This is a genomic window from Pseudomonas sp. MHK4 (assembly GCF_054600775.1).
Window position 1 is genome coordinate 83,626 of the sequence record NZ_BAAIAK010000013.1, and the last position, 23,602, is coordinate 107,227.

The 23,602-nt window shown below is 61.1% G+C and carries 22 protein-coding genes; 15 read left to right on the plus strand and 7 right to left on the minus strand.

Annotated elements, in window-relative coordinates:
- Window positions 1–59: 59 nt before the first annotated feature.
- The 4 genes from ACYP2Q_RS26025 to gap all read right to left on the minus strand — a co-directional run bounded on the left by ACYP2Q_RS26025 (window position 60) and on the right by gap (window position 3,303).
- Window positions 60–1,025 carry a FecR family protein gene (locus tag ACYP2Q_RS26025; RefSeq protein ID WP_459733099.1) on the minus strand — a complete coding sequence of 322 codons (966 nt, stop codon included), beginning with the start codon at window positions 1,023–1,025 and terminating at the stop codon, window positions 60–62.
- Between the two features lie 102 nt (window positions 1,026–1,127).
- Window positions 1,128–1,646 (minus strand): RNA polymerase sigma factor, encoded by a 519-nt coding sequence (locus tag ACYP2Q_RS26030; RefSeq protein WP_459733100.1) that lies wholly within the window; start codon window positions 1,644–1,646, stop codon window positions 1,128–1,130.
- A 77-nt stretch (window positions 1,647–1,723) separates the two neighbouring features.
- Window positions 1,724–2,188: a methylglyoxal synthase gene (locus tag ACYP2Q_RS26035; protein WP_459733101.1), complete on the minus strand. Its 465-nt coding sequence runs from the start codon at window positions 2,186–2,188 to the stop codon at window positions 1,724–1,726.
- Window positions 2,189–2,301: 113 nt separating this feature from the next.
- Window positions 2,302–3,303, minus strand: a complete 1,002-nt coding sequence (gene gap / locus ACYP2Q_RS26040; RefSeq protein WP_459733102.1) for a type I glyceraldehyde-3-phosphate dehydrogenase — start codon at window positions 3,301–3,303, stop codon at window positions 2,302–2,304.
- A 220-nt stretch (window positions 3,304–3,523) separates the two neighbouring features.
- Between gap and edd the strand changes: the two genes are divergently transcribed.
- From edd to ACYP2Q_RS26095, 11 genes are all read left to right on the plus strand, one after another.
- Window positions 3,524–5,350: a phosphogluconate dehydratase gene (gene edd / locus ACYP2Q_RS26045; RefSeq protein ID WP_459733103.1), complete on the plus strand. Its 1,827-nt coding sequence runs from the start codon at window positions 3,524–3,526 to the stop codon at window positions 5,348–5,350.
- The gene (locus ACYP2Q_RS26050) at window positions 5,347–6,297 is read left to right on the plus strand and encodes a glucokinase (RefSeq protein ID WP_459733104.1); all 951 of its coding nucleotides are present in this window, start codon (window positions 5,347–5,349) and stop codon (window positions 6,295–6,297) included. The genes edd and ACYP2Q_RS26050 overlap by 4 nt, the downstream gene beginning before the upstream one ends.
- A 173-nt stretch (window positions 6,298–6,470) precedes the next feature.
- Window positions 6,471–7,202, plus strand: coding sequence for a response regulator (locus ACYP2Q_RS26055; protein WP_408599933.1), 732 nt, complete (start codon window positions 6,471–6,473; stop codon window positions 7,200–7,202).
- Complete coding sequence (locus ACYP2Q_RS26060; RefSeq protein WP_459733105.1) at window positions 7,192–8,661, plus strand: ATP-binding protein; 1,470 nt, start codon at window positions 7,192–7,194, stop codon at window positions 8,659–8,661. Before ACYP2Q_RS26055 ends, ACYP2Q_RS26060 begins: the two co-directional genes overlap by 11 nt.
- Before the next feature lie 196 nt (window positions 8,662–8,857).
- Window positions 8,858–10,117, plus strand: a complete 1,260-nt coding sequence (locus ACYP2Q_RS26065) for a D-mannose isomerase (RefSeq protein ID WP_459733106.1) — start codon at window positions 8,858–8,860, stop codon at window positions 10,115–10,117.
- Between the two features lie 117 nt (window positions 10,118–10,234).
- Entirely contained in the window at window positions 10,235–11,527 is a 1,293-nt protein-coding gene (locus ACYP2Q_RS26070) for an ABC transporter substrate-binding protein (RefSeq protein ID WP_459733107.1), read from the plus strand.
- A 153-nt stretch (window positions 11,528–11,680) separates the two neighbouring features.
- A complete protein-coding gene (locus ACYP2Q_RS26075; protein ID WP_459733108.1) occupies window positions 11,681–12,589 on the plus strand; it encodes a carbohydrate ABC transporter permease in 909 nt (302 codons plus the stop codon).
- Window positions 12,582–13,427: a carbohydrate ABC transporter permease gene (locus tag ACYP2Q_RS26080; RefSeq protein ID WP_047532453.1), complete on the plus strand. Its 846-nt coding sequence runs from the start codon at window positions 12,582–12,584 to the stop codon at window positions 13,425–13,427. The genes ACYP2Q_RS26075 and ACYP2Q_RS26080 overlap by 8 nt, the downstream gene beginning before the upstream one ends.
- Window positions 13,428–13,429: 2 nt before the next feature.
- Complete coding sequence (locus tag ACYP2Q_RS26085) at window positions 13,430–14,590, plus strand: ABC transporter ATP-binding protein (RefSeq protein WP_459733109.1); 1,161 nt, start codon at window positions 13,430–13,432, stop codon at window positions 14,588–14,590.
- Window positions 14,591–14,774: 184 nt separating this feature from the next.
- Window positions 14,775–16,121, plus strand: coding sequence for a carbohydrate porin (locus tag ACYP2Q_RS26090; protein ID WP_406591733.1), 1,347 nt, complete (start codon window positions 14,775–14,777; stop codon window positions 16,119–16,121).
- Window positions 16,122–16,234: 113 nt separating this feature from the next.
- Window positions 16,235–17,089, plus strand: a complete 855-nt coding sequence (locus ACYP2Q_RS26095; RefSeq protein ID WP_459733110.1) for a D-hexose-6-phosphate mutarotase — start codon at window positions 16,235–16,237, stop codon at window positions 17,087–17,089.
- 150 nt (window positions 17,090–17,239) lie between these two features.
- Here the strand turns inward: ACYP2Q_RS26095 and ACYP2Q_RS26100 are convergent, their stop codons facing one another.
- Complete coding sequence (locus ACYP2Q_RS26100) at window positions 17,240–18,100, minus strand: MurR/RpiR family transcriptional regulator (protein WP_173668879.1); 861 nt, start codon at window positions 18,098–18,100, stop codon at window positions 17,240–17,242.
- Window positions 18,101–18,326: 226 nt separating this feature from the next.
- Between ACYP2Q_RS26100 and zwf the strand changes: the two genes are divergently transcribed.
- Genes zwf through ACYP2Q_RS26115 form a run of 3 tightly spaced genes read left to right on the plus strand, consistent with a single transcriptional unit; the run spans window position 18,327 to window position 21,179 of the window.
- Window positions 18,327–19,796: a glucose-6-phosphate dehydrogenase gene (gene zwf, locus ACYP2Q_RS26105; protein WP_459733111.1), complete on the plus strand. Its 1,470-nt coding sequence runs from the start codon at window positions 18,327–18,329 to the stop codon at window positions 19,794–19,796.
- Window positions 19,783–20,496, plus strand: a complete 714-nt coding sequence (gene pgl, locus ACYP2Q_RS26110) for a 6-phosphogluconolactonase (RefSeq protein ID WP_459733112.1) — start codon at window positions 19,783–19,785, stop codon at window positions 20,494–20,496. The genes zwf and pgl overlap by 14 nt, the downstream gene beginning before the upstream one ends.
- 17 nt (window positions 20,497–20,513) lie before the next feature.
- Complete coding sequence (locus tag ACYP2Q_RS26115) at window positions 20,514–21,179, plus strand: bifunctional 4-hydroxy-2-oxoglutarate aldolase/2-dehydro-3-deoxy-phosphogluconate aldolase (RefSeq protein ID WP_459733113.1); 666 nt, start codon at window positions 20,514–20,516, stop codon at window positions 21,177–21,179.
- Window positions 21,180–21,391: 212 nt separating this feature from the next.
- Here the strand turns inward: ACYP2Q_RS26115 and ACYP2Q_RS26120 are convergent, their stop codons facing one another.
- Together ACYP2Q_RS26120 and ACYP2Q_RS26125 are read right to left on the minus strand one after the other, a co-directional pair.
- Window positions 21,392–22,573, minus strand: a complete 1,182-nt coding sequence (locus ACYP2Q_RS26120; protein ID WP_459733114.1) for an aminotransferase class V-fold PLP-dependent enzyme — start codon at window positions 22,571–22,573, stop codon at window positions 21,392–21,394.
- Between the two features lie 13 nt (window positions 22,574–22,586).
- The gene (locus ACYP2Q_RS26125; protein ID WP_057704239.1) at window positions 22,587–22,823 is read right to left on the minus strand and encodes a DUF3820 family protein; all 237 of its coding nucleotides are present in this window, start codon (window positions 22,821–22,823) and stop codon (window positions 22,587–22,589) included.
- Between the two features lie 203 nt (window positions 22,824–23,026).
- Here ACYP2Q_RS26125 and ACYP2Q_RS26130 point away from each other — a divergent pair, with 203 nt between their 5' ends.
- Window positions 23,027–23,494: a ferritin-like domain-containing protein gene (locus ACYP2Q_RS26130; protein ID WP_459733115.1), complete on the plus strand. Its 468-nt coding sequence runs from the start codon at window positions 23,027–23,029 to the stop codon at window positions 23,492–23,494.
- The last annotated feature ends 108 nt before the right edge of the window (window positions 23,495–23,602 follow it).

Consider the following 23,602-nt stretch of genomic DNA (forward strand, 5'->3'; position numbering starts at 1 on the left):
ATTGCATTGGCTATAACGAGACGTACGAGCTTCGGCTATCGAGTAAAAATAATTCTCATTCAGTTCAGGATGACCAGCGCCGGGTATTCCTTGAGCTGCGCCGAGGTGATGTGTGCCAGGGAACGGACCACGTCCAGCGGCTGGTCGAGACGGTAATTTCCGGTCACCGCGACATCAGCCAATTGCTCGTTGTTGTTGATGATCCAGCCCGGATAGTAGCGACGCAGCTCCGCCAGCACCTGGCTCAGCGGGCAGTTTTCAAACACCAGGCGGCCCTGGACCCAGGCCAGGTCGGTGGCCGCATCCAGTTTGGCCGTGCGGTCGAAACCGTTGGGGCCGATGCGGATGCTTTCCCCGGCGGTCAGGCGTACCAGGGCGTTGTCGCCGCTGGCGCGCAAGTCGACATCACCGCGCTGCACCCGAACCTGGGTCACACCGTCCAGGTAACGCACGGCAAACGCGGTATCGCGGACACTCGCCGTGACCCGCCCGGCGTCGATTTCCAGCGGCAGGCCGCGATGGGGCTGCACGTCGAAAAACGCCTCGCCCTGATACAGGCGGGCCACGCGCTTCTGATCGTTGATGGTGCTGGAAAACGCCGAGTTGGTGTTGAGCAGCACTTGCGAGCCGTCCTCCAGTTGCAGGCGCTGGCGCTCACCGACCACGGTCAGGTGATCGGCCTGCAGGCGCAGGGGCAGATTGCTGAAACTGAACAAACCGAGGATCAGCACGGCGGCCGTGGCCAGGGGTTTCCAGTGCGGACGCAAGCGCGACAGCACACTGACTTTCGTGGGCTGCGCTGCCAGGCTTTGCGCGCATTGCGTGACTGGCGCACCGTTCCAGATCGCCTGGGCCCTGGCGAATGCCTCGGCGTGCGCCGGGTCGGCGGCGAGCCATTGGTGGAACTGGCGGGTCTGTTCTTCGCTCGGGCTGTCCAGCACGATCAGCCAGTCCAGGGCCTGGTCCATCGCCTCGGCTGTGGCCGGCGCCGGGGCAGGCGAAGGGGCGCGGTGGGTGTCCGTCACGGTGTTTCCTCGGCAGTGTCTGTGCACGGCTGTTTTTTTAGTGAAGCTCAAAAGAGGGCCAAGGGTAGCCCTGATGACCAGGGTCGTCGAGCCACGGGCGATTCAGTGGTCGTTCAACCGGTCGGCGACACCGATGCAGATCGTCATGATCAGTTTCAGCTCCTTCTGCACGGTACTGAGCGAGACGCCGAGTTTCTCGGCGATCTCCAGATAGCTGTGGCCGTGGAGGCGGCTGAGGATGAAGATCTGTTGCTGGCGGGCGCTGAGTTGACTGAGGCGCACGTTCAGACGCTCGAGCAGTTGTTCGGCATGGGCGGCATCCTCGGCACTGCTGGCGGGGGCGGCGACGCTTTCCACCACGTCCAGTGGCACGTCATCGACCATGGTGCGCGAGTGGATGCGCCGCGCGCGCAAATGGTCCAGCGCCAGGTTGCGGGCGGTCTGGAAAACGAAGGGTTCCAGGTGATCGATGGCCCGCTCGCCAAGCGCTCGGGTCACGCGCAGGTAGGTCTCCTGCAAGAGGTCTTCGGCGGTGCTGTGATTGTTGACCATCCGCTCCAGCGTGCGCAGCAGGGAGACTCGCTGGGTGATGAAGACGTCGTTGAAGCGCGATTGACTCACGGGAGGACCTGATCCATTTCGAGCGAATGATAATGCTTATCATCCACTCGAGTGGTCAAGTCCTGATTTGTGAAGGTTTACGCACGACCCTGCAAATACGTCGCGTAATCGGGAATCCGATGGGCGTGCGCCTGCTCCATCAGCGGGCTGCTGAGCAGGTAGTCGGCGCTGCATTCGTTGCACGCAACAGGGATGTTCCAGACCGCCGCGACCCGCAGTAAAGCCTTGATATCGGGGTCGTGGGGCTGTGGTTCGAACGGGTCCCAGAAGAACACCAGCATGTCGACCCGCTGCTCGGCGATGCGCGCGCCGAGCTGTTGGTCACCGCCCAGCGGGCCGCTGATCATGCTCTCCACGGGCAGGTCCAGGCGTTGTTGCAACAACAACCCGGTGGTGCCGGTGGCGACCAGTTCGTGTTGGGCCAGTCGATCTTTCTGGCGCTCTGCCCAGTCCAGCAAGAACACCTTGCAGTGGTCGTGGGCGACCAGGGCGATGCGTTTGCGCGCCGCGATGGTCTTTTGCGTAAAGCTGATACCGATCATGGGTTGTTCCATAAACAACGGGTGGCGTCTGGCATGCTCGCGATGGCGATCTTGAGGATGCCTTCGCTGGCAAGTCGGATCGCCGCATCGCAGCTCCTACAAGTAAGCTTCGCTTACTCTGCGTGGCACAGCGCCAGGCAGTTATCGAGCATGCGGTTGGAGAAGCCCCATTCGTTGTCGTACCAGGCCAGCACCTTGAGCAGCTTGCCGCTGGACTTGGTGTGGTTGGCGTCGAAGATCGACGACAGCGGGTTGTGGTTGAAGTCGCTGGAGACCAGCGGCAAGGTGTTGTAGCCGAGGATTTTCGAGTGCTGGCTGGCTTGCTTGAGCAGTGCGTTGACCTCTTCTGCACTGGCTTCCTTTTTCAGCTGCACCGTCAGGTCGACCAGGGAAACGTTGATCACCGGCACGCGCACCGCCATGCCCGTCAGTTTGCCCGCCAGTTCCGGCAGCACCAGGCCGACCGCTTCGGCAGCACCGGTCTTGCTCGGGATCATGTTCTGGGTGGCCGAGCGGGCGCGGTACGGGTCGCTGTGGTAGACGTCGGTGAGGTTCTGATCGTTGGTGTAGGCATGGATGGTGGTCATCAGGCCGCTTTCGATGCCCAGTTCGCGGTGCAGCACCTGGGCCACCGGGGCCAGGCAGTTGGTGGTGCACGAGGCGTTGGAAATGATCTGGTGCGACTGGCGCAGGATGTCGTGGTTGACCCCGTACACCACGGTGGCGTCGGCGCCTGAGGCCGGCGCCGAGATGATCACTTTGCGCGCGCCGGCCGTAATATGCGCGGCGGCTTTGGCGCGGTCGGTGAACAGACCGGTGCATTCGAACACCACATCGATCTTTTCCGCAGCCCAGGGCAGGTCGGCCGGATTGCGAATGGCGCTGACCGAAATACGGTCGCCGTTGACGGTCAGACTCTCCTGGTCATGCTGGACATCGGCTTCGAACGTGCCGTGAACCGTGTCGTACTTGAGCAAATGCGCATTGATAGCGCTGTCTCCCAAGTCGTTGATGGCGACGATCTGCAAATCCTGGCGATAGCCTTGGGTATAGAGTGCTCGAAGGACGTTACGACCAATGCGGCCAAAACCATTGATTGCGATTCGTAGAGTCATTTGTCAGCGCCGCCGTCGTTTTGTTGTTGGAATTACAAGATTATTCGCAAAAAAATAGAAAACAAGCCTTTTTAATGGCAATATTTTATTCAATCTACAACGAGTGACCTGAATCAACTGGTCCAACCGATCAAGAAAACCGTCTGTCATCCCATCGACACCGGCCTTTGATCAGCATAGACAATCAGGTCGCCACATCCGTTAGCCTGGAGTTCTACACATGCATCCCCGCGTCCTTGAGGTCACCGAACGGCTTATCGCCCGCAGTCGCGCCACGCGTGAGGCTTACCTTGCACTGATTCGCGATGCCGCCAGCGACGGTCCGATGCGCGGCAAGTTGCAGTGCGCCAACTTTGCCCACGGCGTGGCCGGTTGCGGCAGCGACGACAAGAACAGCCTGCGGATGATGAACTCCGCCAACATCGCCATAGTTTCGTCATATAACGACATGCTCTCGGCGCACCAGCCGTACGAAGTCTTCCCCGAGCTGATCAAAAAGGCCCTGCGCGAAATCGGCTCCGTCGGCCAGTTCGCCGGCGGCACTCCCGCCATGTGCGATGGCGTGACCCAGGGCGAGCCGGGCATGGAGTTGAGCCTGCCGAGCCGTGAAGTGATCGCGCTGTCCACCGCCGTGGCGCTGTCCCACAACATGTTCGATGGCGCGCTGATGCTCGGCATCTGCGACAAGATCGTCCCGGGACTGATGATGGGCGCGCTGCGCTTCGGCCATCTGCCGATGATCTTCGTGCCGGGTGGGCCGATGGTGTCGGGTATTTCCAACAAGCAGAAAGCCGACGTGCGCCAGCGCTACGCCGAAGGCAAGGCCAGCCGCGAGGAGCTGCTGGAGTCGGAAATGAATTCCTACCATAGCCCCGGCACCTGCACGTTCTATGGCACCGCCAACACCAACCAGTTGTTGATGGAAGTCATGGGCCTGCACTTGCCTGGCGCTTCCTTCGTCAACCCGAACACACCGTTGCGCGACGCCCTGACCCGCGAAGCAGCGCACCAGGTGACGCGCATTACCAAACAGAACGGCGACTACCTGCCGATTGGCGAAATCGTCGACGAGCGTTCGCTGGTCAACTCCATCGTCGCCCTGCACGCCACCGGCGGCTCGACCAACCACACCTTGCACATGCCGGCGATCGCCATGGCGGCGGGCATCCAGCTGACCTGGCAGGACATGGCCGACCTCTCCGAGGTGGTGCCGACCCTGAGCCACGTCTACCCGAACGGCAAGGCCGACATCAACCACTTCCAGGCCGCGGGCGGCATGTCGTTCCTGATCCGCGAGCTGCTGGAGGCCGGGCTGCTCCACGAAAACGTCAACACCGTGCTGGGCCATGGCCTGAGCCGTTACACCCAGGAACCGTTCCTCGACAACGGCGAGCTGGTCTGGCGCGAAGGCATCACCGAAAGCCTCGATGAAAGCATCCTGCGTCCGGTCGCCCGTGCATTCTCGCCAGAGGGCGGCTTGCGGGTGATGGAAGGCAACCTCGGTCGCGGCGTCATGAAAGTTTCCGCCGTGGCGTTGGAAAACCAGATCGTCGAAGCGCCCGCCATGGTGTTCCAGGATCAGCAGGACCTGGCCGACGCGTTCAAGGCCGGTTTGCTGGAGAAGGATTTTGTCGCGGTGATGCGCTTCCAGGGGCCGCGTTCCAACGGCATGCCGGAACTGCACAAGATGACGCCGTTCCTCGGCGTGCTGCAGGATCGCGGCTTCAAGGTGGCACTGGTGACCGACGGGCGCATGTCCGGTGCCTCGGGGAAAATCCCGGCGGCGATCCATGTCAGCCCCGAAGCTTATGTGGGCGGCGCTTTGGCACGGGTGCAAGAGGGCGATATCATCCGCGTCGATGGCGTCAAAGGCACCCTGGAGCTTAAGGTGGACGCCGAAGAATTTGCAGCGCGCACACCGGCCAAGGGCCTGTTGGGCAACAACATCGGCACCGGTCGCGAGCTGTTTGGTTTCATGCGCATGGCCTTCAGCTCGGCGGAGCAGGGGGCCAGCGCCTTCACTTCTGCCCTGGAGACGCTTAATTGAAACTGGCTTTGGTCGGTGACATCGGAGGCACAAACGCACGGTTCGCGTTGTGGAAAAACCAGCAATTGGAAAGCGTCCAGGTGCTGGCGACGGCCGACCACGCCAGCCCGGAAGAGGCGATCAGCCTCTACCTGAGCGGACTCGGCTTGGCGCCGGGTTCCATCGGCTCGGTATGCCTGTCCGTGGCCGGCCCGGTGAGCGGCGACGAATTCAAATTCACCAACAATCACTGGCGTTTGAGCCGCAAGGGTTTCTGCAAGACCTTGCAGGTCGATCAGCTGCTGCTCGTCAACGATTTCTCGGCCATGGCCCTGGGCATGACCCGCCTGCAACCCGGCGAGTTTCGCGTGGTGTGCGAAGGCACGCCGGAGCCGTTGCGCCCGGCGGTGGTGATTGGCCCGGGTACGGGGCTGGGTGTTGGCACTTTGCTCGATCTGGGCGAGGGGCGTTTTGCCGCGTTGCCGGGGGAGGGCGGTCACGTCGATCTGCCGCTGAGCAGCCCGCGCGAGACTCAACTGTGGCAGCACATCTTCAACGAGATCGGCCATGTCAGCGCTGAAACGGCGTTGAGCGGCGGTGGTTTGCCACGGGTCTATCGGGCTATCTGTGCGGTGGACGGTCACACGCCGGTGCTCGAAACTCCCGAGGCGATCACGGCTGCCGGCCTGGCGGGGGACCCGATTGCCCTGGAAGTGCTCGAGCAATTTTGCTGCTGGCTCGGTCGCGTGGCCGGCAATAACGTACTGACCACCGGTGCGCGCGGTGGTGTGTTCATCGTTGGCGGGGTGATCCCGCGCTTCGCCGATTTCTTCCTCGAAAGCGGCTTTGCCCGGTGTTTTGCCGACAAGGGTTGCATGAGCGATTACTTCAAGGGGATCCCGGTTTGGCTGGTGACGGCGCCGTATTCCGGCCTTGTTGGCGCGGGAGTGGCGCTGGAGCAGGCTTGAGACCGCGTCGACTTCATCGCTGGCAAGCCAGCGCCTACAGGTTTTCGGTGTTTTTCTGAACGACGCCAATCCTGTAGGAGCTGGCTTGCCGGCGATTGGGCCCGCACAGACACCATAGATATACGCACGATCAGGCATAATCCGCCCAATTCAAATAACAAGGACGCCTTCCTGTGAGCTCAGTCAACAAGTCGATTTTGTTGGTCGATGACGATCAAGAGATACGCGAGTTGCTGGACACCTACCTGACCCGCGCCGGTTTCCAGGTGCGGACCACGCCCGATGGCGCAGGCTTTCGCCAGGCCCTCAACGACGCCCCCAGCGACCTGGTGATCCTCGACGTGATGCTGCCGGACGAAGACGGTTTCAGCCTGTGCCGCTGGATTCGCCAGCACCCGCGTCAGTCACAGGTACCGATCATCATGCTCACTGCCAGCTCCGACGAGGCCGACCGGGTCATCGGCCTGGAGCTGGGGGCCGACGACTACCTGGGCAAACCCTTCAGCCCCCGGGAATTGCAGGCGCGCATCAAGGCCTTGCTGCGCCGGGCCCAGTTCGGCCAGGAGCGCTCGGGCGGCGAAGTGCTGGCCTTCGATGACTGGCGCCTGGACATGGTCAGTCATCGCCTGTTTCACATCGATGGCGAAGAGGTGATTCTGTCCGGTGCCGATTTCGCCCTGTTGAAGCTGTTCCTCGATCATCCCCAGGAAATCCTCGACCGCGACACCATCGGCAACGCCACCCGTGGCCGGGACCTGATGCCTCTCGATCGCATCGTCGACATGGCGGTCAGTCGTTTGCGCCAGCGTCTGCGCGATACGGAAAAACCACCGCGACTGATTCGCACCGTGCGGGGCAGCGGCTATCAGCTGGCAGCCAGTGTGGTTGCCGCCAATGGCCACTGATTTTTTGCGCAAGCTCGCCGGCCGCGTGCCGGTGCCGCGCTCGCTGCTCGGGCGCATGTTGCTGCTGACCTTGCTCGCGGTGTTGTTCGCCCAGACCTTGTCGAGCGTGATCTGGGTTTCCCAACTGCGTGCGACCCAGCTGGAAGGCCTGGTCACCAGCGCGCGCAGCCTCGCTCACTCGATGAACGCCAGCGTCAGTTACCTGCGCTCTCTGCCGGTGGCGTATCGCCCGTTGGTGCTCGACCAGCTGCGCAGCATGGGCGGTACGCGGTTCGTGGTGACGCTCAATGACAAACCCCTGGGCATGGAAGTGTTGCCGATCACGCCACGCAAGGAGGCGGTGATCAAGGCGGTGGATCAGGTGCTGCGCCAGTCCCTCGGCCAGGACACCGACATCTCGGTGACCTTTGTCAGCCCCGAAGATTTGCGCATCTTCAACGGCGGCCTCAAGCTCGACGAACTGCCACGATCCTGGGCGCACTACGCGCTGACCCTGGAGCCGGTGAACCCGCCGGTGCTGGTCACGCAGATCCAGATGGCGCCGGGCGAATGGCTGTACATCGCCTCGCTGTTGCCTGAGCCCTACACCAGTCTTGAAGAACAGGGCCTGCCGGCGCAGCAAGTGTGGTTCATCGTCCTCACCAGCGGCTTCTTGCTGTTGTTCATCGGCCTGCTGGTGCACTGGCAAAGCCGGCCGCTCAAGCGCTTGGCGCGGGCGGCGCGAGACCTGTCGCTGGGCGCCGACGTCGAGCCGGTGGCCGAAGGCGGCGGCAGCGAAGTGGTCGAAGTCGGCCGGGCCTTCAACACCATGCGCGAGCGCATCAGCCGTTACCTGACCGAACGCAGCCAGTTGTTCAGCGCGATTTCCCACGATTTGCGCACCCCGATCACCCGCTTGCGCCTGCGCGTCGAATTGCTCGAAGACGAAAAGCTGCAAGCCAAGTTCGGGCGTGACCTGGATGAGCTGGAGCTGCTGGTCAAGGGGGCGCTGCAATGTGTCAAAGACACCGACATCCACGAGAACATCGAGCAGGTGGACCTCAATCATGTGCTTGAGTGCCTGGTCGAGCCGTACCTGCCACCCACCGGCAACGGTCGCGTGACCCAGCAAGGACGTGCCCTGGCGGCCTATCCGGGCAAACCGCTGGCGCTCAAGCGGTGCATCGGCAACCTGATCGACAACGCCCTCAAGTACGGCCAGAACGCCCACCTGCACATCGATGACGACGACAGCGCGTTCGTCCTGCATGTCGATGATGAAGGGCCAGGGGTTCCCGAGCAGCGACTGGAGCAGGTGTTCGAGCCGCACTTTCGTCTGGCCGGGCAGCAGCAGGGGTATGGGTTGGGGTTGGGGATCGCGCGCAATATTGCCCATAGTCATGGGGGTGAAGTGAGTTTGCAGAATTTGCGTGAGGGGGGGTTGCGGGTGACCCTGCAACTACCCCGCTCTGCCGATTGAAACACCCAACCTTGTAGGAGCCGGCTTGCCGGCGAATGCGCCCTCAAGAACGCCTTCGCCGGCAAGCCGGCTCCTGCGGAAAAGCGTTTCGCATCATTGTCACAAGTTGGTGACATAACTCGCCCCCTTCGTTACAAGCCCGCCACCGCCCGTTGTTTAGACTGCCCCTCAGTCATAACAACAAAAAAGGCACCCCATGGACTCCTCTCAACCCGCCTTCAGCAGCTGGCTGAACGCACCGGCCCATCAGCAATGGCTCGCCGCCGAAGGCTTGCGCCTGCTGGCATTCGCCAAGGCATCAAGACTGCCTGAAGGCTTTGGCAATCTCGACGAAAAAGGTCGTCTCCCGGCCAACGCCCAAGCCCACACCATGAACACCGCGCGCATGACCCACAGCTTCGCCATGGCGCATATCCAGGGCCTGCCAGGATTTGCCGACCTGGTGGATCACGGCATCCAGGCCTTGCTCGGGCCGTTACGCGATGCCGTGCACGGTGGCTGGTTCGCGGACGCCGGACATCGCGATGGCAACACCGGCAAGAACGCTTACCTGCACGCCTTCGTGGCCCTGGCCGCCAGTTCCGCGGTGGTCGCGCAACGGCCCGGCGCGCAGGCCTTGCTCGATGACGCGATCGACATCATCGACAGCTGTTTCTGGAACGAAGAAGAAGGCGCCATGCGCGAATCCTTCAATCGCGACTGGAGCGAAGAGGAAGCGTACCGAGGCGCCAACAGCAACATGCACGCCACCGAAGCCTTCCTCGCCCTGGCCGATGTCACCGATGACAAGCGCTGGTTAAACCGCGCCCAGCGCATCGTCGAGCGGGTGATTCATGGGCACGCCGCCGCCAATGACTACCTGGTGATCGAGCATTTCGACCGCGACTGGCAACCGCTGCGCGAGTACAACCACGACAACCCGGCCGACGGTTTCCGTCCCTACGGCACCACGCCGGGACACGGTTTCGAATGGGCTCGATTGCTCTTGCATCTCGAGGCGGCGCGAGTACGCGCCGGTATGCTTACGCCGGGCTGGCTGGTCACCGACGCGCAAAAACTCTTCGAGCACAATTGCCGTCACGGCTGGAACATCGACGGCGCGCCGGGCCTGGTCTACACCCTCGACTGGGATAACAAGGCGGTGGTTCGCCATCGCCTGCACTGGACCCACTGCGAAGCCAGCGCCGCTGCCAGTGCCTTGCTCAAGCGCACGGGCGATGCGCAATACGAACGCTGGTACCGACTGTTCTGGGAGTTCTGTGACGGTCATTTCATCGACCGCGAAGGCGGTAGCTGGCACCACGAACTCGACCCGCTGAACCGCCCAAGCGGCGATATCTGGGCCGGCAAGCCCGACCTCTATCACGCCTGGCAAGCGGTGCTGATCCCGCGCCTGCCGCTGGCGCCAAGTATGGCCAGTGCGCTGGCAGCGTCGTCCCAGAGCGGTTCTATGTAACCATGCAGTGACATTCGCGCGTCCCTTCGTTACCTGCGAAGGGTCGTCCCCTGTTTAAAATCCTCTGCAGCGCAAGCACCAGACTTGCATGCATAACAACAAGAAAGGTACTTCTAGATGAATGCGATTTCTCGCCTCGCTACTGTCATTTCTCTCGTCTCCCTGTCTGCGCTTCCTCTCAGTGTGCTTGCCGCCGAATCCAAAGGTTCCGTGGAAGTCGTTCACTGGTGGACCTCGGGTGGTGAAAAGGCAGCGGTCGATGTGCTCAAGGCTCAAGTCGAAAAAGACGGCTTCACCTGGAAGGACGGCGCAGTCGCCGGTGGTGGCGGTGCGACGGCCATGACCGTGCTGAAAAGCCGTGCCGTCGCGGGTAACCCGCCAGGCGTTGCCCAGATCAAGGGCCCGGACATTCAGGAATGGGCGTCGACCGGTCTGCTCGACACCGACGTCCTCAAGGACGTTGCCAAAGAAGAGAAGTGGGACAGCCTGCTCGACAAGAAAGTCTCCGATACCGTGAAGTACGAAGGTGATTACGTGGCCGTGCCGGTGAACATTCACCGGGTGAACTGGCTGTGGATCAACCCGGAAGTCTTCAAGAAAGCCGGTATCACCAAGAACCCGACCACCCTCGAAGAATTCTACGCGGCGGGCGACAAGCTCAAGGCTGCCGGCTTCATTGCGCTCGCCCACGGCGGCCAGCCTTGGCAGGACAGCACCGTGTTCGAAGCCGTTGTGCTTTCGGTCATGGGCGTCGATGGTTACAAGAAAGCCCTGGTTGATCTCGACAACGGCGCGCTGACCGGCCCGGAAATGGTCAAGGCGCTGACCGAACTGAAGAAAGTAGCGACCTACATGGACGCCGACGGCAAAGGTCAGGACTGGAACCTGGAGGCGGCCAAGGTCATCAACGGCAAGGCCGGCATGCAGATCATGGGTGACTGGGCCAAGTCCGAGTGGACCGCCGCCAGGAAAGTCGCCGGCAAGGACTACGAGTGCGTAGCGTTCCCGGGTACCGACAAGGCCTTCACCTACAACATCGACTCGCTGGCAGTGTTCAAGCAGAAAGACAAAGGCACTTCTGCCGGTCAGCAGGACATCGCCAAAATCGTATTGGGTGAGAACTTCCAGAAAGTCTTCAGCATCAACAAGGGCTCGATCCCGGTGCGTAACGACATGCTGTCGGACATGGGCAAGTACGGTTTCGATGCGTGCGCCCAGACTGCGGCCAAGGATTTCCTGACTGACGCCAAGTCCGGCGGCCTGCAACCGAGCATGGCGCACAACATGGCGACCACGCTGGCGGTACAGGGTGCGTTCTTCGACGTAGTGACCAACTACATCAACGACCCGAAAGCCGACCCGGCTGATGCGGCCAAAAAACTCGGCGCGGCGGTTCAGTCGGCCAAATAACCGTAAGCAACGCCGGCCCTTGTAGGAGCTGGCTTGCCAGCGAAGGCGTCATGTCAGCCGACTCATCCACCGCCTGACACAGCGCTTTCGCCGGCAAGCCGGCTCCTACAAGAGATCTGCATGTAGTTTTATTCCCTCGTACTGGATTTCCCCATGAGTTCTGTTGCTGTGTTCAGCAAGGCCTCGCCGTTCGATGCATTGCAACGCTGGCTCCCAAAACTGGTGCTGGCGCCGAGCATGTTCATTGTTCTGGTGGGCTTCTATGGCTACATCCTGTGGACGTTCGTGCTGTCGTTCACCACTTCGACCTTCCTGCCCAACTACAAGTGGGCGGGCCTGGCGCAGTACGCGCGGCTGTTCGACAACGACCGCTGGTGGGTGGCGAGCAAGAACCTGGCGCTGTTCGGCGGCATGTTCATCGGCATCACCCTGGTGATCGGCGTGCTGCTGGCGGTTTTCCTCGACCAGCGCATCCGTCGTGAAGGCTTTATCCGCACCATTTACCTGTACCCGATGGCGCTCTCGATGATCGTCACCGGTACTGCATGGAAATGGCTGCTCAACCCGGGCATGGGCCTGGACAAATTGTTGCGTGACTGGGGCTGGGAAGGCTTGCGCCTGGACTGGCTGATCGACCCGGATCGCGTGGTCTATTGCCTGGTGATTGCCGCTGTCTGGCAAGCCTCGGGTTTTATCATGGCGATGTTCCTCGCCGGCCTGCGCGGCGTTGATCAATCGATCATCCGTGCCGCGCAGATCGATGGGGCGAGCATGCCGCGCATCTACTGGAAAGTGGTGCTGCCAAGCCTGCGCCCGGTGTTCTTCAGTGCGGTGATGATTCTGGCGCACATCGCGATCAAGAGTTTCGACCTGGTGGCGGCGATGACCGCCGGTGGCCCGGGCTACTCCTCGGACCTGCCAGCGATGTTCATGTACTCCTTCACCTTCAGTCGTGGCCAGATGGGCATGGGTTCGGCCAGTGCGATTCTGATGCTCGGTGCGATTCTCGCAATCATCGTGCCTTACCTGTACTCCGAGCTGAGGACCAAGCGTCATGACTAGTCTCGCTGCCAAACCTGCCATCAGCTTGAGTCGCATCGCGATCTACGCCGTGCTGATCCTCGCCGTAATGCTCTACCTGATTCCGCTGGTGGTGATGCTGTTGACCAGTTTCAAGACCCCGGAAGACATCAGCACCGGCAACCTGTTGAGCTGGCCGACCGTGGTCAGCGGCATCGGCTGGGTCAAGGCCTGGGCCACGGTCGACGGTTATTTCTGGAACTCGATCAAGATCACCGTTCCGGCAGTGCTGATCTCCACAGCCATCGGTGCCTTGAACGGCTACGTGCTGTCGATGTGGCGTTTCCGTGGTTCACAGCTGTTTTTCGGCCTGTTGCTGTTCGGCTGTTTCCTGCCGTTCCAGACCGTCCTGCTGCCGGCCTCGTTCACCCTCGGCAAGATGGGCCTGGCGAGCACCACCACGGGCCTGGTGTTCGTGCACGTGGTCTATGGCCTGGCGTTCACCACGCTGTTCTTCCGTAACTACTACATCAGCATTCCCGATGCGCTGGTGAAAGCGGCGCGCCTCGACGGCGCGGGTTTCTTCACCATCTTCCGCCGGATCATCCTGCCGATGTCGACGCCGATCATCATGGTCTGCCTGATCTGGCAGTTCACTCAGATCTGGAACGACTTCCTGTTCGGGGTGGTGTTCTCCAGCGGGGATTCACAACCGATCACGGTGGCGCTGAACAACTTGGTCAACACCAGTACCGGGGCCAAGGAATACAACGTTGATATGGCCGCGGCGATGATCGCCGGGCTGCCGACCCTGCTGGTCTATGTGGTCGCAGGCAAGTATTTCGTGCGCGGGCTGACGGCCGGCGCAGTCAAGGGGTAATCATGGCTACGCTCGAACTTCGCAATGTAAACAAGACCTATGGCGCCGGCCTGCCGGACACCCTGAAGAACATCGAACTGTCGATCAAGGACGGTGAGTTCCTGATCCTTGTCGGCCCGTCGGGCTGCGGCAAGTCGACCCTGATGAATTGCATCGCCGGTCTCGAGACCATCACCGGCGGCGCAATCATGATCGGCGACCAGGACGTCAGCGGCATGAGCCCCAAGGATCGCGACATCGCCATGGTGTTCCAGTCCTACGCGCTGTACCCGACCATGAGCGTGCGCGAGAACATCGAGTTCGGCCTGAAAATCCGCAAGATGAGCCAGTCGGCCATCGATGAGGAAGTCACTCGCGTTGCCAAGCTGCTGCAGATCGAACACCTGCTCAATCGTAAGCCCGGGCAACTCTCCGGTGGTCAGCAACAGCGTGTGGCGATGGGCCGTGCACTGGCGCGGCGGCCGAAGATCTATCTGTTCGACGAGCCGCTGTCCAACCTCGACGCCAAGCTGCGGGTCGAGATGCGCACCGAAATGAAACTGATGCACCAGCGCCTGAAAACCACCACGGTGTACGTGACCCACGACCAGATCGAGGCCATGACCCTGGGCGACAAGGTGGCGGTGATGAAGGACGGGATCATCCAGCAGTTCGGCACGCCGAAGGACATCTACAACAACCCGGCCAACCTGTTCGTGGCGAGCTTCATCGGCTCGCCGCCGATGAACTTCATCCCCCTGCGCCTGCAGCGCAAGGACGGTCGCCTGCTGGCGCTGCTCGACAGCGGCCAGGCCCGTTGCGAGCTGCCGCTGGGCATGCAGGATGCCGGACTCGAAGACCGCGAAGTGATCCTCGGCATGCGCCCGGAGCAGATCGTGCTGGCCAGCGGCGAGCCCAACGGCTTGCCGAGTATTCGCGCTGAAGTCCAGGTCACCGAGCCGACGGGGCCGGACACATTGGTCTTCGTCAACCTCAACGACACCAAGGTCTGCTGCCGCCTGGCGCCGGACGTTGCGCCGCAGGTGGGCGAGACCCTGACGTTGCAATTCGATCCGGCAAAAGTGCTGCTGTTCGATGCCAAGACCGGTGAACGCCTGGGGGTGGCTGGTCAACCAAAAACCGAGACTCACAGCGCCAACGTGGCCCAATTCAAAGGCCGCTGAAGATCAAATGTGGGAATGGGGTCATGTGGGAGCTGGCCCTGCCGGCGATGCAGACGACTCGGTTTAACCTCGAACCGAGTCGATGCTATCGCCGGCAGGCCAGCTCCCACAAAAGCCCGCTCCCACAGGGGATGTAACCGCGTTAGATAAAAACAGTTAATAACAATAAGACGAGGATGTAGGGATGAAGAAGAACAACAACGCTCAGCTTATCTGCCAGTTATCGGCGATTGCGGCAATGATGCTGGCCGGTAGCGTGCACGCGGCTGATGCGTTCAGCGCCGATTCCGAATGGATGACGGGCGACTGGGGTGGCGAGCGAACCAGGCTGATCGAGCAAGGCATCGACATCAAGATGGACTACGTCGGTGAAGTGGGTGGCAACCTCGACGGCGGGTTCAACGATGACAAGACCGCGCGCTACAGTGACCAGTTTGGCCTGGGCGCGGCGCTGGACCTGGAGAAGTTGTTCGGCTGGGACAACACCCAGGCCAAGATCCAGCTCACCAACCGTAACGGTGAAAACATCTCCAATGACCGTATCGGCGACCCGCGTGCCGGCACCTTGAGTTCCTCCCAGGAAGTCTATGGCCGTGGACACATGGTCCGGCTGACCCAACTGTGGATCAAGCATCAGTTCTTCGACAACAAACTCGACATCAAGGCCGGTTACTTCGGCGAAGGTGAAGACTTCAATACCTTCCCGTGCGAGTTCCAGAACCTGGCGTTCTGCGGGTCCCAGGTGGGCAACTGGGCCACCAACATCTGGTACAACTGGCCGGTCAGCCAGGCGGCGATCCGGGTGAAGTACAACTTCTCGCCCGAGTGGTATGCGCAGATCGGCGCGTACAACCAGAACCCGTCGCAACTGGAGCACGGCAACGGCTTCAAGCTCAGCGGCAGCGGTACCGAAGGCACCGTGCTGCCGGTCGAGCTGGTGTGGTTGCCCAACCCTGGCAAGTTGCCGGGCGAATACCGCGTCGGTTACTACAAAAGCACGGCCAGCGCCGATGACGTCCTTGAAGACGACAACGGCAACAACGCGGCCACCAGCGGCAACGCCTATCGCAGCCACAGCAGCAAGCACGGCTACTGGTTCGTTGCACAGCAGCAACTCACCAGCCATAACGGTGACGCAACCCGCGGCCTGAACATCGCCGCCAACGCCACTTTCCACGACAAGGACACCAACATCGTCGACAACTACCAGTCGCTGATGTTCGTGTACAAAGGGCCGTTCGACGCACGTCCGAAAGATGACATGGGGATCGGTTTCGCCCGCATCCATGTCAACGATGACGTGAAGAAAAATGCCGAATTGGTCAACGCCTCCAATAACGTCAGCGACTACAACGATCCGCTGTTCTCGCCGCTGCGCGACACCGAATACAACTACGAACTCAACTACGGCTTCCACGTGACCAACTGGCTGACCGTGCGTCCCAACCTGCAATACATCACTCACCCGGGCGGTGTGGATGAAGTGGATGACGCTTTGGTCGCCGGCCTGAAAATTCAGTCGGTGTTCTAACGCGACTGCGATAAGCTCCTCTCCATGTGCGCATTTTGCGGACGGCCAAGGCTGTCCGCTTTTTTTTGCCGGCGGCGCACCCCGGCAACAGATGATTTTCAGGACCGTGGTACATGCTTGAGCATCCGCTACAACGCTTCTTCAAATCCTTGCGTGAACGGCCGGTGTTTGCGTGGGAGCGCTATCAGAAGCGCGACGTGCTCGTGATCGATCATCCGCTGTGTCAGGCGGTGTTCAGTCGCCAGGGCGCGCAGTTGCTGCACTTCCAGCCCAAGGGCCAGAAACCCTGGCTGTGGTGCGCGGCGAAGTGGCCGCAGGTCGGGGCCATTCGCGGTGGCGTGCCGGTGTGCTGGCCATGGTACGGCCGTCATCCGAGCGAAAATGCCTGGCCCTCCCACGGCTGGGCGCGCTTGCTCGACTGGAAATTGATCGACAGCCGTAGTGATGACGAGGGCGTGCACCTGCACTGGCAGCTTGAGCTGTGCGACTGGCAGGTAGACCTGCACGCGCACCTCGGTGAACGCATGGATTTGCGCCTGAGTACCGAGCACCAGGACGACATGCCATGCCAGTTGAGCCAGGCTTTGCACGCTTACTGGCGTATTGGTGATGTCGGTGAGGTAGCGCTGTCTGGGCTCGATGGCGCGCAGGGTTATGACCAGTTGAATCGGCAGAGTTGCCAGCAGGAAGGCGAATTGCGCGTCGAAGGCGGCTGTCAGCGGGTGTTCCAGCATGACGGCGAATTGCAGCTCAACGATCACGCCTGGGAGCGCGCGTTGTGCATCGATACGGGCGCCAGCGCTGATACCGTTGTCTGGCATCCGGGTTCGCGGCCGTTGCTGGGGGTGAGCTGGAGCGAGATATCCGAATTCGTTTGTGTGGAAGCGGCAAGTGGGGGGACCGACAGCCTGTGCCTTGCGCCTGGGGAGCGGGCGCATTTGAGTTTGCAGGCGCGGGTGGGGGGTTAGTTCCGGATATTGCGGTGGCTGGGTTGGCCCCATCGCTGGCAAGCCAGCTCCTACAGTGTCCGCGTCGAGCACAAAAACTGCGACCGCCGCTGAACCTGTAGGAGCTGGCTTGCCAGCGATGAGGCCGGACCGCTCAGCCGAGATTACGGATCAGTTGAACTCGTCGCCTACCGGATACCGGCTGGCATTCAAGCTCTCCTTGATCTTGCGCAGATGCGGCTGGAAATCCACCCCGCGACGCAAGGTCATGCCGGTGGCGAGTACATCCAGCACAGTCAGCTGGATAATCCGCGAAGTCATCGGCATGTAGATGTCGGTGTCTTCCGGCAGCGGAATGTTCAGGCTCAAGGTACTGGCCTTGGCCAGGGGCGAGTTCTCTGCGGTCAGGCCCAGCACTGAAGCACCGTTCTCCCGGGCGATGCGCGCCACTTCCACCAGTTCGCGGGTGCGGCCGGTGTAGGAAATGATCACGAACAACTCGCCGGTGTGCGCCACCGAGGCAATCATGCGCTGCATCAGCACATCGGCATGGGCGGTCACGGCCAGGTTGAAACGGAAGAATTTGTGCTGCGCATCCAGCGCCACCGGGGCCGAGGCACCGAGGCCGAAGAAGTGGATCTGCCGGGCCTGGATCAACAGGTCGACGGCGCGGCTGATCAGGTTCGGGTCCAGCGCCTGCAAGGCACTGTCCAGGGAGGCGATGGCGCTGCCGAAAATCTTCTTGGTATAGGCTTCAGGATTGTCATCAGCCTCGACCGCACGGCTGACATAGGCCGCGCCACTGGCCAGGCTCTGGGCCAACTGAAGCTTGAGCTCGGGGTAACCGCTGACGCCGAATGAACGGCAGAAACGGTTGACCGTCGGTTCGCTGACGGACGCCGCCTGGGCGAGGGCGGCGATGCTGAAGCGGGTGGCCTGCTGTGGGTTGAGCAGGATCACCTCGGCCACTTTGCGTTCGGCCTTGTTCAGCTCTTCAAGGCGACTCTGGATTTGCTCCAGTAAATTTCGCACGCGGTCCATATAAGTATCCTTTACACCTGCGCCGATAAGCGCACGGCTAATGCAAAAAGGGCCTTTGGTGAGGCCCGTAACGGTGGCCTATCCTACTGATGGCTCCGACCGACCACCACACGGAATCTGTATTTTGCGAAAATGTTGTGGTTATTACTACATTTTCCCTTGAGTGATGCCTTGAAAAAAGGTATTTGTAGCTTAACTTGATAAAAGAACAAACATCATGCCTTCGATTACGGTTGAACCGTGCACCTTCGCCTTGTTCGGCGCCCTGGGCGATCTTGCCCTGCGCAAGCTGTTTCCTGCCCTTTATCAACTCGATAGCGCAGGCCTCTTGCACGAGCACACGCGGATCATCGCGCTGGCCCGGGAGCCTGGCAGCGAGCAGGAGCACCTGGCGTTCATTACGTCCGAACTGCGCCGCTACGTCGGTGCCAAGGAGCTGGACGAAGCCGTGCTCGAGCGCTTCCTCGCACGCCTGAGCTACCTGCACGTCGACTTCCTCAAGTCCGAAGACTACGTGGCCCTGGCCGAAGCGGCCGGCAGCGCGCAACGGGTCATCGCCTATTTCGCCACGCCGGCAGCGGTCTACGGCGCGATCTGCGAGAACCTGGCCAAGGTCGGACTTTCGGAAAACACCCGCGTGGTGCTGGAAAAACCCATCGGCTCGGACCTGGAATCCTCGCGCAAGGTCAATGACGCCGTGGCGCAGTTCTTCCCGGAGAATCGCACCTACCGCATCGACCACTATCTGGGTAAAGAGACCGTCCAGAACCTGATCGCCCTGCGTTTTGCCAACAGCCTTTTCGAAACCCAGTGGAACCAGAACTACATCTCCCACGTGGAAATCACCGTGGCCGAGAAGGTCGGCATCGAAGGCCGCTGGGGCTACTTCGACAAGGCCGGCCAGCTGCGGGACATGATCCAGAATCACCTGCTGCAACTGCTCTGCCTGATCGCCATGGACCCGCCGGCCGACCTGTCCGCCGACAGCATCCGTGACGAGAAAGTCAAAGTGCTCAAGGCGCTGGCACCGATCAGCCCGGAAGGCCTGACCACCCAGGTGGTGCGTGGCCAGTACATCGCCGGCTACAGCGAAGGCAAGCCGGTACCCGGTTACCTGGAAGAGCCCAATTCCAACACCCAGAGCGACACCGAGACCTTCGTCGCCCTGCGTGCCGACATTCGCAACTGGCGTTGGGCGGGCGTGCCGTTTTACCTGCGTACAGGCAAGCGCATGCCGCAGAAGCTGTCGCAGATCGTTATCCACTTCAAGGAACCGTCGCACTACATCTTCGCTCCCGAGCAGCGCCTGCAGATCAGCAACAAGCTGATTATCCGCCTGCAACCGGACGAAGGCATTTCCTTGCGCGTGATGACCAAGGAACAAGGCCTGGACAAGGGCATGCAGCTGCGCAGCGGTCCGTTGCAGCTGAATTTTTCCGACACCTGGCGCAGCGCACGGATCCCCGATGCCTACGAGCGGTTGTTGCTGGAAGTGATGCGCGGCAATCAGAACCTGTTTGTCCGTAAAGATGAAATCGAAGCCGCGTGGAAGTGGTGTGACCAGTTGATCGCCGGGTGGAAAAAATCCGGTGATGCGCCCAAGCCGTACGCGGCCGGGTCCTGGGGGCCGATGAGCTCCATTGCTCTGATCACGCGGGATGGGAGGTCGTGGTATGGCGATATCTGATTTGAAACTGCCGCAGGGCGTCAGCGCCCATGCGTTCAAGAGCCCGGTGCTGCTGGCTGAAAGCCTGGCAATGAATGTGGCCAAGCAGTTGAGCGAGGCGATCGACGCCCAGGGCACTGCGACCCTGGTGGTGTCCGGTGGCCGCAGCCCGGTGGCGTTTTTCCAGCATCTGGCCAAACAGCCGCTGGACTGGTCGAACGTGGTGGTCAGCCTCGCCGATGAGCGCTGGGTGCCGGTCGAGCACGCCGACAGCAATGCCGGTTTGCTGAAGAAATATCTGTTGCAGGGGCCCGCGGCCAAGGCGCAGTTCCTGAGTCTGTACAGCGCCAGCGCCAATCTGGAACAGGCCGCCGATCACGCCGACCGTTTGCTTTCCGAGCTGCCGGTGATCGACGTGCTGGTGTTGGGCATGGGTGACGACGGCCACACCGCGTCGCTGTTCCCCGGCAGCCCGAACCTGGCCGAAGCCTTGCAGGCTGACGGCAGCCGTCGCTGCTACCCGATGCTGGCGCCGACCGTGCCGCGTCAGCGCCTGACCATGAGCCGGGCGCTGCTGGCCTCGGCCAAACACAAGATTCTGTCGATTTCCGGTCAGTCCAAGCTGACCACCCTTGATACCGCACTGGCCGGTGACGATGTCGCCGCACTGCCGATTCGCGCGTTTCTGCAACCTACGTTAGAGATTTACTGGTGCCCATGAGCCAAGGAACAGCCGCTATGACAAACCCATCCCCGACCGTTTCCATGGCGGACAAAGTTGCCCTGATCGACAGCCTCTGCGCCAAGGCGCGGATCCTGCCGGTCATTACCATTGCCCGTGAGCAGGACATCCTGCCGCTGGCCGACGCCCTCGCGGCCGGTGGCCTGACCGCCCTGGAAGTGACCCTTCGCTCGCAGTTCGGCCTCAAGGCCATCCAGGTCCTGCGTGAGCAGCGCCCGGAGCTGGTGACCGGCGCGGGCACCGTGCTGGATCGGCACATGCTGGCCGCGGCTACAGCTGCGGGTTCGCAGTTCATCGTCACCCCCGGCATCACCCGTGACCTGCTCGAAGCCAGCGTCGCCAGCCCGATTCCCCTGTTGCCAGGCATCAGCAATGCCTCGGGCATCATGGAAGGCTACGGCCTGGGCTATCGCCGCTTCAAGCTGTTCCCGGCCGAAGTCAGCGGTGGCGTCGCGGCCATCAAGGCCCTGGGCGGCCCGTTCGGCGAAGTGAAATTCTGCCCGACCGGCGGCGTGGGACCGGCTAACATCAAGAGCTACATGGCGCTGAAAAACGTCATGTGCGTGGGCGGTAGCTGGATGCTTGATCCGGAGTGGATCAAGAACGGCGACTGGGCCCGCATTCAGGAATGCACCGCCGAGGCCTTGGCGCTGCTGGACTGATCAGCTACACCTGACACTTCGTTGTGTGCTTTACGGCTTTACGGTGCGCTTGGTCGGTGCACCGTTTTTTTTGCCCGCAAAAAAAACCTTGTAGGAGCGAGCTTGCTCGCGAAGGACGTTAACGAAAACGCGGGTTACCTGGCACCCCGCGTCGTTCTCTGGTTCTTCGCGAGCAAGCTCGCTCCTACAGTTGTTGTTTGCCGGTCACGCCTTCAGCGCAATTCAGTCAGGGCCGAAGTCAACACCATCATGTCCGCCGCCGTAGTCGTCAGCCCCGGCGTGATACGAATACACGGCCCACTCGCCGCCCCGCTGCGCACCACGGTAAACAGGTCGTAGTCCTTGAGCAGGCGTTCGACCATCGGCTGCTGGTCGGCGTGAGCGGTAAAGCGCATCGACGTGATGCCGCAATACAACCGTGGATCATCCGGCGTCATGACTTCGATGCCCGGCAGCTCGCGTGCAGGCTTCACCCACAGGTTGCGCAAGTAGTTGAGTCGCGCCCCCTTGGCGGCTGAACCGCCCATCGCATGATGCTCCTCGATGACCAGCGGCAGGGTCAGCAAGGCCGGAATATTGGGCGTGCTGTACGGCGTGCGGGCGCGGATGTCGGTGACCGGGAAGTGCATCTCGCCCATGTCCGGGTCGATGTCGGCCAGGCGCTCGGGGGCGATATGGATGAAGCCCAGCGTCAGCGGCGCACCGATCCACTTGTGCAGGTTGTAGGCGGCGAAGTCGATGCCCAGCTCATTGAGGTCGAAGTCGAACTGGCCCAGCGCATGGGCACCGTCGAGGATCACGTCGATGCCATGTTCTTTGGCGGCGGCGGCAATCGCCTGGACCGGCATCACCAGGCCAGTGCGGTGGGTGACGTGGGTCAGGGCCATCAGCTTGAGTCGCGGATAGCGCGTGAAGGCTTCGCGATAGGTGCCCAGCAGGCTGTCAAAACTGGCGGGATGCTGGTGTTCGATCTCGATCACTTCAACGCCGCGATGGCGTGCCAGCCAGCGCATGGCGCCCTTGACCGTGTCGTACTCCAGATCGCTGAACAGTACCTGGTCGCCTGGCTGTAGAAGGTTGTAGTTGCGGATCAATGATTGCAAACCGTCCGTCGCGTTGCGGGTGAGGGCGACGCTTTGCGGGGCAACGCCGATCAACCCGGCCACCTGCGCACTGATCTTCTGGCTCTCGCCCTGTTCGAAACGCTGGCGCACATAGACCGAGTTGCTGCGGTTGATCAGTTCGATGTTGCGCTGATATTCCTCGACCACCGTGCGCGACATGCGCCCGAAGTAGCCGTTTTCCAGATTGATCGGGCCGGGTTGGACAGCGTAGCGGTCGGCAAAGGTGCGCCAGAAAGCTTCATCACGGGCGCGGCGGGTGTTATCGGGCATGGGTTACTCAGGTTCAATGACGGGGGGCGGGTTTGCCATGTTTGACGCGCAAGGGTTCGAGCAACTCGGACAAGCCGTTGTGATCGATCTCCTGCATCAGGGCCAGCAGCCCGCCCAGTTCGCCGTGGGGAAAGCCTTCCCGGGCGAACCAGTTGAGGTAGGGGCCCGGCAGGTCGGCGATGATACGGCCCTTGTATTTGCCGAAGGGCATTTGGCGAGTAATCAGTAGTTCGAGCTTTTCAGGGTTCATCAATCGGTCGTCTTGAATCAATCAGTCAGGAAAATACAGGCATTCTGCATGCAGGCCAAATGACAGATCATGCAAATAAAACGGATACAGATTTTTGGTTAAATATTAAGTTGTTGAAAAATAAGGAATTAATTGTCGGTTCCAGGCTGGCATGGCGAGTGCAATAGCTATTGCATCTTTCATCAACCCGCGAGGAATTGAAAATGACCGACATGAATAAAGAAGCGATTTCTGTACTCAACGACCTGATCGAAACCTGCAAGGACGGCCAGGAAGGGTTCAAGACTTGCGCTGAAGACATCAAGCACCCTGAACTCAAAACCCTGTTCGTGCAACGCTCGGCAGATTGCGCGAGCGCTGCTGCTGAACTGCAGAGCCTCGTGCGCTCGATGGGTGGCGATCCGGAAACCTCCACCAGTGTCAGCGGTGATCTGCACCGTCGCTGGGTCGACGTGAAGTCGATGTTCACCGGCAAGGACGAAGAGGCCGTGCTGAACGAAGCCGAGCGTGGTGAAGACCATGCGAAGAAGGCTTACAAGGATGCCATCGAAAAAATCAACAAGGACAACCTGGTCAGCATTCGTGATGTGGTTGAGCGTCAGTACCACGGCGTACAGCGCAATCACGATCAGGTGAAAGCCCTGCGAAACCAGGCTCGCGCACGCTCGTAAGCGTTCGCTAGCTGTCAAAAACGCCAGCCAGTCTGGCGTTTTTTTGTGCCGGGGATTTACTGCTGGACGCGGGATAGATAGCTAGCTAATAATTTGTTTTTCAAGTTG